This window comes from Methylomonas sp. HW2-6, from assembly GCF_052474525.1.
Genome location: NZ_CP184124.1, coordinates 2,388,101 through 2,401,118, shown reverse-complemented (window position 1 = coordinate 2,401,118; position 13,018 = coordinate 2,388,101). Strand labels below are relative to the sequence as shown.

Sequence of the window (13,018 nt, the reverse complement as noted above, 5' to 3'; positions counted from 1 at the left end):
GACACAGCCAATTTAACCAGGAGACGTTATGGCCGGCGGAATCGATTTCACGATGGGGTTTCAAACACGAGGCGCGCCGCGCAAAAGCTCCGGCGACGACGGCTACCGGATCTATATCCTGGGCAATTTCTCCGGCCGTAACGCGCCACCCTGGCCGCAACGGCCGATTCGAAAAATCGACGTCGATAACTTCGAACCAGTGATGCGCCAAATCGCGCCGAGCATCGCTCTCGGCCCCGATTCGGTTTTGGAATTTAGCGCCGTTGAAGATTTCCACCCGGACGCCTGGATCGGCAAAATCAAGCTGTTGGCGGACTTGCAACAATTGAAGCGGGAATTGAACAATCCGAATACGGCCGAAGCAGCGGCCGCCAAAATCCGCGCCTTCTTCCCGGCGACGGCCCAGGCCCCGGCCACCGCCGAAACCGCCGACGAAAGTCAGGCAGACCTGTTGGAACGCCTGCTGGGCAAACGACCCGAAGCAGCCGCGGCCACCGACTCGGTGGAGCAAATGATCCGCGGCATCGTCGCCCCGCACGTGGCAAAGTCGGTTAGCGCCGAACACCAGGCATTAGCGTCGGTGGTGACGGCGACCGTCTCGCAGTTCGTCGCCACGCTGTTGCACAGCGCCGATTTTCAAGCCCTGGAAGCACTGTGGCTGGCCTTGCGCGATCTGCTAAACGAAGACCATGCCGACCAGCAGCAACTGTTTCTATTGGATATCGGCCAGGACGAATTGGCGCAAGCGGCCCAAACCGAACCGGATATTCTGAAACAAAAGTTGGCGGCGCATCTGCAGACAGCCGACGGCGAACAACCGGTGCTGTTATTGGGCAATTACCAATTCAACGCCGACAGCCAGGACCGCACGGCGCTGCGTTATTGCAGCGAGTTGGCCGCATGCTGTAACGGCAGTTTTCTGGCCGGTGCCGGACACGAACTGGCGGCGGCCCTACTCGCCCCGGATTCCGCGCCGAGCCAACAATGGCCGGAGATCTGCCGGGCGGTCGGCGGCGAACGCTTGATCCTGGCCTATCCCGGCGTACTACAACGCCTGCCGTACGGCGCCAAGCGCGACCCGTTGCAAAGCCTGGATTTTGAAGAATGCGCGCTGCCGCCCGATCCGGCGGAACTACTGTGGAGCAACCCGGCCTTTCTCGCCGCCCGCTTCCTGATCAGAGCCGAACACGCCACCGACGAACATACCGGCTTTTTCGGCGACGTACCGGCGTTCAGTTACCCGCTGGAAGGCGAAAGCGTGCTGCAAGCGGCGACCGAAACGGTATTGACCGAAAAACAGGCCCACCAACTCTGGGACCGCGGCCTGATGCCGGTCGTCAGTTTCCGCCAGCGGCGGGGCGTGAAATTATTGGATGCGGCGGCGTTGGCTTGAAGCCGGCTGAACAGGGCACGAGGCGCGTCGCAATATCCAACGGATATAACGAATCCCATAATCTGTAGGCCAGACCGGCGCTTTAAAGCCTGCCGGACCGATTCAAAATTTTGGCAATTCGACGGTAGGCAACCTAACTTTGGGCACCTTGCCGGGACTCGGCGGCGTTAATTCCAAAATGATTTTGCAGCCCAAAAGTTTTACCTGCGACTTGGGGCAAACCATGCCTGACGGACATTGAATAATCTGGTAACTGACACGTTTGAGAAAATCGGCACGAGTCAAAATAGCGCTGCTCCAACCATAGTATCGGGCCAGATAAGCGTTATTCCAACTGGTTGCGGTTGCCCGTAGTTTGACCTGCCCGGCCGCCGCGCTACGTAAAATATCCAGCCAGCTTTCGAGTAAATGGTTTTGATAAGTTTGATTCATCTCGACCGGAGCCCACAGAATGCCGGCACCGGATTCGTCACCAAAGCGTGGCGCCCATAGATGAGCCAACTCCCACTGATCGCTAAAACCGAGTTCATAACGTTGAAAATAATCGGTACGGCCCTGCAGGTTTTTCCGTTTAATAGGCGACTTAAGCCAACCAACAATTTCGAAAACATTACCCTCGCTTTCGGCAGCGCTGGCGTATTTTGCGACACTGATAATGCCACCGGTGCCGGCCGTTTTACGCTCGGCGTGGAGCAGATTACCTGTAAATTCGATCATAGCGACTAATCTCAAAATGCCATTTCAATTTAAATTAAAGTTTAGCGCAACATCACTTCAAATGACATACCGGAATAACCGGTGAAGGCTCATGCCCTGCCCGGAATTCACAACCGGGTAAATCAAGTTAAACACTAGCCATATTCGCCCTTTTACCAATCGATTGAGCGAAACGTCTACTCGTTAAATTGGGCAGAAATCGATGGGAATTTTTATCAGTTTGAGTAATCGAAAACAATACAGCGCCCGTTGGCCATTACGATTATGACCTTGCTAACGGAGCATACGCTGGTAGAATCAGATTTGTAAAATTAAGCACATCAATATCAAATATTATCAAGCAATACTACAATTTTAATAAAAAATAAAAAGGTAGGAAAACATGAAAACAATAAACGCCATTTTATTATTGGGAGGATCAATATTATTAACCTCCTGCGCCGGCATTAAAAAAGAAGAGCCTCAAATAAGTGATTCAAAAGCTAACAAATCAGTTCAACAAGTCATAGACGAGTTAGGTTTAGTCTATGTCGAAGAAGGTGCAAACTCGATTATTACCTACGATGAAGTGAATGCCGCGCAACAAGCTTGGTGTGACGCCTTGGTAAAAATAGGAAAATTAAAGGAAGAAGGAGGAGATTATAAGGCGTATGCCGAAAAAGTTCTGTCAGACGCCTATAACTACGATTACGGAAAAGTGTTTTTTAAGCCTACTTTGGCTTTCGGTGACCAAACATTTAGAAATAATAAGAAAGGCGCATTGGCCTATTTCGTTGGTGGCGATCCTGATTATCCTAACGACAAAGGTTTCGCCCTTCAGCCATGGGTCAAAGCTCGATACGATAACGCAGGCAATAATAACGAAGGTATACAGATATACGGCTCTGTCGCCATAACCATGGGTAATGTATGGGTCACCGACAAGACCGGAAAGGAAGTAATGGTAGATAAAACCTGGGTTTTTAAAAAAGGTAAAGACGGTAAACTGAGAATTATTGTCCATAAATCGGCCTTACCTTATTCACCGTAACAACTGATCCTTATTATCATCGTGTATTTCAGGGCGTGGCGTTTTCGCGCTAGTAAAACGCCGGATGGTTTCGATGTTTTGGCGGATTGTAGCCATCGCTACCAATCCGCCTTACCGCCTCCGACAGACATTATGCCAATCGCATCAAATTAACCATCCGGCACACAGGTAATTACTTTTCAGCTCGCTGGCAAAATAAGATTGCATCTCGCCAATCCAAACCCTTTCCGACCGCTTTTTCAAAACAATCTACGGTGTTTTTTGCGTTATTGGTGCCGGCACAGAGATTGATGATATTTTGCCAGTCCCAACTGATCCCTTTACCCCAGTTTACTCTGCCGTCCAGCACACTGAGATAACAGGCGCCGGGCTCGGCCGGCTTGGTAGTCCCGGCACAAAGTTGTTTGATGTTTTTGGGGTCCCAATTCATATTCTTCTCGTCATTCCAAGGTACCTTGCCTTGAACCGAGTTGAAGCATTCCGTCTCGTGATCGCTAGCTTGGGCGGATATTGGAGAAAAAGAAAGAGTTATTAAACTAACAGCGACCGCCAATTTTATTAATCGGCAATGGGTAATTGATGTTTTCATGTATCACTCCCGGCAATTCTTAATTATGATGGAAACGTAATCAAATAATAACGTCATATTTTCAATGAAAAGCCGGGAAATACTCCGGCTATTTCGTTCTGATTGACACCATTGAATATTCCATGAAAACAAAATTTGTCGAGTATCTGAAAATTTATTAATACCTGTTTTTTAGACCTCCAAAAATATCGACGCAAACATGCAGCCAAGCTCAACCGCTTGACTGATAAACGCTAAATCAAAATCCATTTTGATTTAGCGCATCGTTGCAAAAATAGCGGGCCAGTTCACTACCGGAAAACCGAGCCAGCGAAAATTATTCAATATCGACCGATATTCGAGATTATGCGACACGTCTGGCTCGTGGTAGCAAATCCCGTCCGGCGAGGTTTTTAGCGCTTGCCGACTCATTGCCGTCACGTCGCGGTCAGAAATCAGCGCAAAGTCTACGCCTTCCCCCTGGCAGCAACCGTTCCAGCGCTGCCCAATTTTCGCCGCTGATGACGACGCGGTGATAAGACTTGTTCATGATGCCTCCCGCTTGATCGGCAGATTCATAGCCAGTCCTGCGGTGATCATCACGATTTTATGGCGGAAATGCCGCCGTCGACATGCTGGATTTGCCCGGTGATCCAGCGCGCCTTATCCGACAACAAAAACAAAGCCATTTGCGCAATATCCTCCGCCTCGCCCAGACGTTTCAGGGGATGGCGGCCTGCCGCAGCCTGCCTCTTGGCGTCTTCTTTGAGTAAATTGGCTGCCAACGGCGTGTCGGTCAGTGAGGGCGCTATAGCGTTGACTCTGATTTTCGGCGCCCATTCCGCCGCCAACGCCCGAGTCAGCCCTTCAACGGCGCCTTTGGCCGCCGACACCGAAGTATGGAAAGGAAAACCGGTTTGTACGGCCACGGAACTGAACAACACCACCGACGCCGCCTCGGCCGCTTGCAGATTTGCCTGATACCGCTGCAGACAACGCACCGCCCCGATCAGATTGAGCTGCATATCGGCGATAAATTCGTCGGGTTGGATGCGGGCAAAAGGTTTCAGGTTGATGCTGCCTGGACAATAAACCAAGCCGTTCAGCGGACCGTCGATATCGGGGAGTGGATCGTTCAAGACGTCGCAGCGGTGATGGGCGAAAACATCCGCAACCGTGTCGGCGCGCGATAACGAATGAACCTCGAAATCCGCCCTCCCCAACCGTGCAATAGCGGCGCCGATACCGCTGCTGGCCCCTACAATCAAAACTCTACGCATCGCCACCCCTCGATTGAAGCGTTAATTTCCGTGGAGGTGGGGTACTAGCGATTTGTTGTTGTATGCGCTCTGACAGACTAAGTTTTTGGATCGCTAGTCCCCATGCTCGGAAGGCTACCGCGGCGATTCGCTTAGTCAATTCAATCGGAAAAACCAGGTTGAGAGCTTAGCGCCGCAAAGCCGGAGGCGGGTTCGGCCCCGAACCCGTTGGCCATGTACCCTGGATTTGCAGACCTCGACTACCGACGATGGCTTGCGGCAGCCGAATCAAACTCGCCGCGGCAAAATCTGCTCAATCTCCCCATCGGTCAACACGATCGGATTAGTCTGCATGCTGCCGCTGGTTGGCGACGACATGGGAGAAGTCTGCTGCGGGGATGCCGTAGACGCCTCGGCGGTCAAATGGCAGGGTATCGCGGGCTTGTTGGTCGTCCAGAACCGTAGGACGTTTTCGCGATAGCAAAACCGGGGGGGCCTGTCGCTACTGCTCCGAATACGCCTTACGGCCTTGAAGCCGGCCGGTACGGGGCACGAGGCTCGTCACAATATCCGATGGATATAACGAATTCCATAATCTGTAGGCCAGAATAAGCCGAACGGCGTTTCTGGCGATTTAAAGCCCGCCGGAAACGCTAACGCTTATTCCGGCCTACTGGGCTGGGGAGGTCGAGGTTTTGGCGGATTGTCGCTACCGCTCCGAATCCGTCTTACGGCCTAAACGGCATTGGGATACGCATCGCATACCATTAAAATGACGTTATGGTGGCGAAAGCCAGAAGGTACGCGGTGCGTACCTACTTGGCTTAGAAGTACTCTTGTGGCTAACGCAATTTACGCTTTGTCAACTGAGCCAAATCATACGTCTGATCTTCCGGAAGTCGAATTGGAATGAGCCTGTGATTGAATTTATCCTCCCATTCTTCCACTCTTGGCCGATTGATATTTGCTTTCTCGGAGACGATTGCAACCGCGCATTTCCTACTCGGATTGCCAGCTTGGCACAAAACTTTATAAACCCAGTGTTCAATTGTTGTTTCGAGTTGTTTCAAAGCGGTCGGATAATTGTTACCTTTAAGCTCAACTAAAAACGCATACCGTTTTCCAGATTGCTCGTAAAAGTACAAACAATCGCAACGCGCTCCAATGGAAATCAAGCCAGAGGATCCATTGTTTTTGGTTTGATCGTCGACTCGAATTTTCATAGCGCTACCATTCCCTGAAGGCGACAATTTAACACCTTTACCTTTCTCCTGAAAAAACAAACTATCGTGTTCGCAATCCAATTTATCTAGTATGCCGAGGGATTCTCGAACTTTTACTATCATTTTCTATGCTCCCATTCGATATCGCGCATAGTTTGATAAAGATCATTGATTCGATCGAAAGGTTCAGTAAATTCAGCTTCATCAATTAAACCAGATTCCAACAAAATATCTTTAACTAAGCCATCTCGACCAAAGTGGTAAGCATGCACCGGCTTATCAATCGCTATCAAATCCGGATATTCAGTTTTAAGTTGACTGACTTCTTCATCTTCAGGAAAATTTTTTATCAAATTACTGAATTTAATTAAATTATTTACGCAGGAGAGGATATAAGGACTGTGAGTAATAAGAATTAACTGGAGACCTTGATTAACGGCTTCAGCCAGACCACTGATTAAACTTCTTTGTGCTTCAGGATGTAAGTGTGACTCTGGTTCATCAATAATCACCAAACTATTCGGCTGGACCCAATGCCAAAAACCAAGCAATAACGGCGATGTTTCGGTTACCATTGAAGAGGCGAGATGTAATCTAATCTTACCGGAAGCAAGATCGCTATTGATATGGAACTTAAAATCTAGCAGCGAACCACCTTCTGGTTGTTCAATCACAATTCGGTCATTGTTGTACAAGCGTTTTTGCAAATTAACACCAATTTTTGATAACGAACTGTTCGTTGACACATCCAAATCATATAATCGGCCAAGAAAATCTTCCGTGGGCTTGTCGAATCGAATTAACTTTCCAGCCTTACGCGTCTGAACACCTTTGCTAGCCAATAGAAGCTTATCGGAAACATTTTCTAAGCCAACGGATTCATCGGCCCTAGCACGGTAGATTTCTTTATAGGTCAGCATAAAATTTGAGCGTGCAGCAGGAAAATAATCAGCAAGTCCTCCTCCCACTCCCCAAAACAAGTGCCATAACAATGCAAATGGTACTGATTCAGGCGATATATCATTCCGAGGTGTTAATAAAGTTGTACTGGCTTGCGCATTTAGCCATGAATTAACTTGTTCAATAGCTAAGTCAATTATATTCCGTAACTTATCATCAGATAGCTCAGGGATATTTGAGTAGAAAATTAATGTATCAGAAAAAATATTACTGTCGTCATTAAAAAAATCCGCCAATTGTTCCTTAAATAATTCTGCATGCAAATTAGCCAAATCAGACAATATCTTCCGCAAATCGACTGGTTTAAGCTGCTGTAAATCAGAAAAAGCATCTTGAAAAGTTGACAGACTTTTCCCAAAAACCATTTGATAAAACCGATCGGCATTTTTGAAAAAACTGCCTGTTATAGTTTCATGTCTCTGCAAGCCATAAAGCACTTTCGCCAAATAACTTTTACCGGTACCGTTGGGACCGACAAACATTGTCAATCCGCCCAACTCAATGGTAGCGTCTTTGATCGCACCTAAATTCTTTATAGTAACTGTCATTTCTATCTCGAAAAATAAGTTTCATCCCTAACAGGCTGGTGAAATACTCTTTTTACAACCAATCAAACCGATATTTAGGGCCGTAGGCTGGGTAGAGCAACGCGAAACCCAGCAGACGTCTTGAAACAACCGGGTTTCTTTGCATTCAAACTACTGTTTTATTATAACGAAACTTATCCGCTTCGAAGCTAGGTTTCATTATCATTCAACCCAGCCTACTTCTGCAAACCCAGCATCGGCCTAATATCAAATCGCGGACATTAATAAAATCAGAGCGACTGACGTTTAAGGGTCCGCAACCAGCCGACCAATTTCACTCCGCATTTTAATCAAACCCTTCTCGCCAAAATCTCCTCAATCTCCCCGTCCGTCAACACAATCGGATTGGTCTGCATGCTGCTGCCGCGGGCGTTGGCGACGATGTGGGGGAAGTCGGCTGCGGCGATGCCGTAGGCGCCGAGGCGGTCCAGTTGCAGGGTGTCGCTCCATTCCGCCAGCAGTAAGATCAAGACCTCGCGGGCTTGCTGATCGTCCAGTCCGGGTTCGCCGCTCAGCAGGCGGCCGACTTGGGCGTACTTGGCCAGAGCCGGATTAGCTGGCTCGCGGGCTTGCAGCGCGCAGATGTTGACTGCGGTGGCGGCGGCGACCAGCGTGCCGCAGACCACGCCGTGCGGGATCGGGAAGAAGGCGCCGAGCGGCGAAGCCAGACCGTGTACCGAGCCCAAACCGACTTGCGCCAGCGTAATGCCGGACAATAACGCCGCGTAGGCCATTGCCGCCCTGCCCTCGCCGGCTTCCGGTTCGATGCCGCGCCAGGCCGCAAAAAAGCCGGACTTGACCGCCTCCATCCCGCTCCAGGCCAGCGCGTCGGTAAAGGGATTGGCCTTGGCCGAGACATAGGACTCCAGCAATTGGGTCAGCGCATCCATGCCGTCGGCGGCGATCAATTCCGGCGCGCAGGTGGCCAGCAAGTCCGGATCGAGGATGGCATATTCCGGCACCAGGCATTCGTCGCGAAACGATTTTTTGAAGCCGTCCGGACCTTGCACGCTGAGCACAGCATTCTTGGTCGCCTCGCTGCCGGTGCCGGCAGTGGTCGGCACGGCGATGAACGGCGTGCTGGGGCCGCGATAGGTTTGGTTGCGGCCGACGCCTTCCAGATAATCCATCACCGAGTCGCCGCTGGGCAGCAGGCCGGCGATGGCTTTGGCCGCATCCAACACACTGCCGCCGCCGATGGCGACGACAACTTCGATATTCTCACTGCGAAAGCGGCCGACCGTGTCGTCGATCAATTGCGGCGACGGTTCGCCGGACACCGTGCACTGCCGCCATTCGACGCCCTGCCCGGCCAGTGCCTCAATAAAACGTTGCCAACGCGGCGTACCGAAAAACGACTGTTTGCCGGTCACCAACAAAGCCTTGCGGCCGTAACCGGCAATTAAAGCCGGGGCTTCGTTTAGGCGGCCGCGGCCGAATAAGATGCGCGGCAGGCGGGCGATGTAAAACGGTTTGAAACTCTGCATGCTTAAGCCTCCGGAAACAAGGCTTTGTAGGGCACTCCCTGACGCGGCTGGGCCATCCAGTCGGCGACCGTGTCGCGCCAGGTCAGATAGTGCGCAGTCTGTTTGTGCGCCGCCGCGTCTTCGGCCGTGGCATAGACTTCGTACAAGATAAACTGGCTGGGGTTGTCCGGCACTTGCAGTACATCGAAGCGGCGGTTGCCGGCTTCCTGCACTGACGCTAAATGGTTCAAACGAGTGGCGGCGATGAAGTCGTGGATATGTTCGGGTTTGACGTGAACGTGGACTAAAGTGACATGCATAACAGGATCTAAATTATCGGTTAACGGATTTATCGCGCTGGGCCGAGCCGGCTTCTACAAGCCTGTCCGCACCTGGCCTGCTTGGGATTTGCTCGGTTTCGGCAAACACGCCGGCACCGGAACCTTCGGCCCAGGCCGCTGCGGCAACCGCAACGGCCCCGGCTCTTGGATTTTCCGGCCTAGCGCATAGCCAGTAGTGCGCGCAGCACGTCTATCCGGCTGATCATGCCCGCCTATGCCCCGTTTTGCATCACCGGGAAACTGCGGGTGGACGATTCTTGAAACTTGGCAGCAACATCGACCAAACTGTCGTCGCCGTTGACGAGTTGCGGGTCCTTGGTCATGTATTCGCCGACCGTTCCTTCCAAGGTCTGGTTGTAGGCCGAGCCGACGAACACTTTCATGCCGTCTTTTTCGGAAAACACGCCGACCAATTTGCCGCGCTCGTCCACCACCGGCAAACTGGTGATTTTATGGTCCAACAATTTCTTGACGGCCTGAGTAATCTCGGTTTCAGGAGTGACGGTAATCATTTTGGTCGACATGTAATCGACCACCGCAATTTTGGCTAACATGGTAAACCTCCTGCGCTTATTATTGTTGTCGGCAGAATGCCGGCGCCGGCTGAGCAAGCCCGAATCGGCCTCTGTACCGAGAGCGATTATTATCAATATTCGTCCGGGTATCCAGCATTATTACTCGGCAAAAATCGGCCGGCCTCATTCTCACCGACTCGCCTGCATTGGCGGCATCGATAATCCGGCTGCATGGCGCCCATAACCAGAAGCGGACAAAACCTTATGCCCGACCACGCGTCTTTAGCGCCGCCGCTGCCGACCAGGCGCAGCGCCACCGCCCGCTTACGTGTCGGCGCAGTGCTGGCATGCCTGATTGTCATGCGCAGCGCCGCAGCCAAAGATTGGTTTGTCGGGCCGAACCGGCCGCTGCAACGGCCCAGTCAAGCGGCCGAATTGGCCCAGGACGGCGACACCGTCAATATCGATGCCGGAATTTACCGAGCCGACGTGGCGGTATGGCCGCAGCATCGGCTGAACTTGCGCGGTGTCGGCGGTCTGGCCCGGCTATACGCCGACGGGCAGAGCGCCGAAGCCAAGGCCATCTGGGTGTTGAAAGGGGACGGGATCGAAGTGGCGCAAATCGAATTTGCCGGCGCCGCCTCGCCGGCATTAAACGGCGCCGGCATCCGCTACGAAGGCCGTTCCTTGACCGTCCGCAACTGCCTGTTCCACGACAACCAGATGGGTTTGTTAACCGGCGCGAACCCCGAGCGGGAAGTGACGATAGCTGGCTCCGAATTTCGCGACAACACCGTCGACTACCGGCTGTACGGCAAATTGGGCCACAACGTTTATATCGGCAATATCAAACGCTTTACGTTGCGGAACAGTTACATTCACGACGCCGCGACCGGCCACAACGTCAAATCCCGCGCCCGGCAGAATTTCCTGTTTTACAACCGTATCGGCGACGAGAAACGGGCGTCGAGCTATTTGGTGGATTTGCCGGACGGCGGCGAGAGCTATTTGATCGGCAACCAGCTGTATCAGGCCGCCGACAGCGAAAATCCGGCGATGGTGGCGTTCGCCGCCGAACATAACCAGACCGAGCCGCACCCGCTGTATCTGGTGAACAACACGCTGGTCAACGCCAAACCCGGCAGCTACTTTCTACACAATCACAACGTCGCCGCAGCGGTATTGGTCAATAACTTGCTGATCGGCCAGACCGCGACCATCCTCGGCCCGCACCGGGAAGCGCATAACCTGTGGGCCGATGGCGAGCGTTTCGGCAACGGCAACCGCTTCGACTATCGCTTGCGAGCCGGCGCCGGCGCGATCGACCAAGGTAGCGCTGCCGGGGTTTCCGCAACCGGCGTGGATTTGACGGCCCGATTCGAATATCGCCATCCCTTGGGACTGGTGCCGCGGCCGATTCAAGGCTCGATCGATGCCGGCGCCTACGAGTTCGCCGGCAACCGCTAAAGCCTATTAAACTGCGCGGTTTTTCGGCACAATCGTCCGGTCCATGCAGACTGCGCCGCGGGGTAACCGACATGCTGCAACAACGCCGCCTCCCCAAACTAACCCAAGCCCTACTCAGCCTATCGCTGCTGCTCGGCGTCGCCTCGGGGACGCCGGCCGTAGCGGCTGCGGCCAAAACCGGCTACGAGGTCGACGGCCGGACTTCGGCGTCGGTCCTGGCGGCGAAACGCGCCCATACTCAGAGCGCAGGCGACGAAACCGGTTTGGCGGTGTACTCCGGCATCTTCATCATCGGCTTGATCATGTTTTTCGCTCAGCTATTGAACGCCAAAAAATAAGCCGCGGCCGGCAAGTCACAGCCGGTTGGCGGCCTGCCATTCGGCGCGTTGCAAGGTGTGGTCGATCCAAGCGTTGATGTCGCGCCAGATCACCGGCGCCTGCAGGTCGCGCAGCAACATGTGGTAACCGTTCCGGTAATAAGCGACGGTTTTGTTGTCCGGCCGGCCGGACAATAAGCCCTCGACGAACAAATTGGTCGGCTCCGCCGGGACGATCTGATCTTTTTGGCCGTACAACAGTAGCGTTTCGTCGTCGAGTTTTTCCGCCGCGCCCAGGGCGTTATCCATCAGATTAGTCAGACCGTAAATCGCGTCGACCCGGGTTTCCTTGATCACCAACGGATCGCGCCCCAGGGCCCGCAACATCTCGATATTGTCCGACGGCATGATCTTCAGGCCCTTGCCGGTCAAGGTCATCCACGGCACGGTGTGGTACAGCGTCCACAGCAGCGAGGTCTGGTACCAGGGCATGGTATCCCGGCCCCAAACGGCCGGGGCCGCCAGGATCAGGCCGGCCACCGCCGGTTTGCCCGGCCGGGTCATCGCATTGACCACGACCGCACCGCCCATGCTCTCCCCCAACAAATAAACCGGCACGCCCGGATGCCGGGCCTGCACCAGCCGGGTGAATTGACCGAGGTCGTCGGCATAGGTATCGTCGCCGGCCCAGCGTCCCGGCGTCCGGCTTTCGCCGAAGCCGCGCTGGTCGTAGGCATAACTGGCAATCCGCTGCGTTTGCAGATATTCGGCGGGGGTCGCGAAGAAGCGCCGGTAATCGTTGAAACCGTGCAAGGCGATGACGATTGCCTTGGGCTGCTCGGCCGGCCAAACGCTTAACGCCAACGCCTCGCCGTCGGCGGTGACGAAACGGTTATCCTCCAACCGGGCGCTACCGGCCAGCGGAACCGGCGCCACCAGCGTCGGCGCGCAACTGCTGGCGACTAACACCAGAAAAAACGCCGACAACCAGCGGCGCATCAAACCGGACAAGGGTAAAACCACAGACATAAATCAACTTCCAGCCTAGGCCAAACAACAGGGCTACAGATTAATCTTTTTAGCCGCCACGGCAAGGACAATGCCGACAAAAATAAGTGCCGCGGCGGCCAAAGCCAAAGCCAAAGCCAAAGCCAAAGCCAAAGCCAAAGCCAAAG

Annotated in this window: 13 protein-coding genes; 4 read left to right on the top strand and 9 right to left on the bottom strand. The window is 53.3% G+C overall.

Annotated elements, in window-relative coordinates; genetic code table 11:
* Positions 1 to 28 precede the first annotated feature (28 nt).
* A complete protein-coding gene (locus tag ACH518_RS11935; RefSeq protein ID WP_445370243.1) occupies positions 29 to 1,393 on the top strand; it encodes a type VI secretion system contractile sheath domain-containing protein in 1,365 nt (454 codons plus the stop codon).
* A gap of 102 nt (positions 1,394 to 1,495) precedes the next feature.
* On the opposite strand, the gene ACH518_RS11930 is transcribed toward ACH518_RS11935, so the two are convergent.
* Positions 1,496 to 2,110: a polymorphic toxin type 4 domain-containing protein gene (locus ACH518_RS11930; protein WP_445370242.1), complete on the bottom strand. Its 615-nt coding sequence runs from the start codon at positions 2,108 to 2,110 to the stop codon at positions 1,496 to 1,498.
* Between the two features lie 382 nt (positions 2,111 to 2,492).
* On the opposite strand from ACH518_RS11930, the gene ACH518_RS11925 reads away from it, so the two are divergent.
* Positions 2,493 to 3,140 carry a hypothetical protein gene (locus tag ACH518_RS11925; protein WP_140912244.1) on the top strand — a complete coding sequence of 216 codons (648 nt, stop codon included), beginning with the start codon at positions 2,493 to 2,495 and terminating at the stop codon, positions 3,138 to 3,140.
* Between the two features lie 172 nt (positions 3,141 to 3,312).
* On the opposite strand, the gene ACH518_RS11920 is transcribed toward ACH518_RS11925, so the two are convergent.
* From ACH518_RS11920 to ACH518_RS11890, 7 genes are all read right to left on the bottom strand, one after another.
* Complete coding sequence (locus tag ACH518_RS11920; RefSeq protein ID WP_445370241.1) at positions 3,313 to 3,729, bottom strand: hypothetical protein; 417 nt, start codon at positions 3,727 to 3,729, stop codon at positions 3,313 to 3,315.
* A gap of 578 nt (positions 3,730 to 4,307) precedes the next feature.
* On the bottom strand, positions 4,308 to 4,988 hold the full coding sequence (locus ACH518_RS11915) for an SDR family NAD(P)-dependent oxidoreductase (RefSeq protein WP_445370240.1): 681 nt from the start codon (positions 4,986 to 4,988) through the stop codon (positions 4,308 to 4,310).
* Positions 4,989 to 5,809: 821 nt separating this feature from the next.
* Positions 5,810 to 6,313 carry a hypothetical protein gene (locus ACH518_RS11910; RefSeq protein ID WP_140912248.1) on the bottom strand — a complete coding sequence of 168 codons (504 nt, stop codon included), beginning with the start codon at positions 6,311 to 6,313 and terminating at the stop codon, positions 5,810 to 5,812.
* Entirely contained in the window at positions 6,310 to 7,698 is a 1,389-nt protein-coding gene (locus tag ACH518_RS11905; RefSeq protein WP_140912249.1) for an AAA family ATPase, read from the bottom strand. Before ACH518_RS11905 ends, ACH518_RS11910 begins: the two co-directional genes overlap by 4 nt.
* A 329-nt stretch (positions 7,699 to 8,027) precedes the next feature.
* On the bottom strand, positions 8,028 to 9,224 hold the full coding sequence (locus tag ACH518_RS11900) for an iron-containing alcohol dehydrogenase (protein WP_445370239.1): 1,197 nt from the start codon (positions 9,222 to 9,224) through the stop codon (positions 8,028 to 8,030).
* 2 nt (positions 9,225 to 9,226) lie between these two features.
* Positions 9,227 to 9,523, bottom strand: coding sequence for an antibiotic biosynthesis monooxygenase (locus ACH518_RS11895; protein ID WP_445370238.1), 297 nt, complete (start codon positions 9,521 to 9,523; stop codon positions 9,227 to 9,229).
* A 233-nt stretch (positions 9,524 to 9,756) separates the two neighbouring features.
* Positions 9,757 to 10,098, bottom strand: coding sequence for a CBS domain-containing protein (locus ACH518_RS11890; protein WP_445370237.1), 342 nt, complete (start codon positions 10,096 to 10,098; stop codon positions 9,757 to 9,759).
* A gap of 225 nt (positions 10,099 to 10,323) precedes the next feature.
* Between ACH518_RS11890 and ACH518_RS11885 the strand changes: the two genes are divergently transcribed.
* Both ACH518_RS11885 and ACH518_RS11880 read left to right on the top strand, forming a co-directional pair.
* A complete protein-coding gene (locus ACH518_RS11885; protein ID WP_445370236.1) occupies positions 10,324 to 11,526 on the top strand; it encodes a right-handed parallel beta-helix repeat-containing protein in 1,203 nt (400 codons plus the stop codon).
* Positions 11,527 to 11,597: 71 nt separating this feature from the next.
* Complete coding sequence (locus ACH518_RS11880) at positions 11,598 to 11,864, top strand: hypothetical protein (RefSeq protein ID WP_445370235.1); 267 nt, start codon at positions 11,598 to 11,600, stop codon at positions 11,862 to 11,864.
* A gap of 15 nt (positions 11,865 to 11,879) precedes the next feature.
* Here ACH518_RS11880 and ACH518_RS11875 read toward each other — a convergent pair whose 3' ends face one another.
* On the bottom strand, positions 11,880 to 12,872 hold the full coding sequence (locus tag ACH518_RS11875; protein WP_445370234.1) for an alpha/beta hydrolase: 993 nt from the start codon (positions 12,870 to 12,872) through the stop codon (positions 11,880 to 11,882).
* Between the last annotated feature and the right edge of the window lie 146 nt (positions 12,873 to 13,018).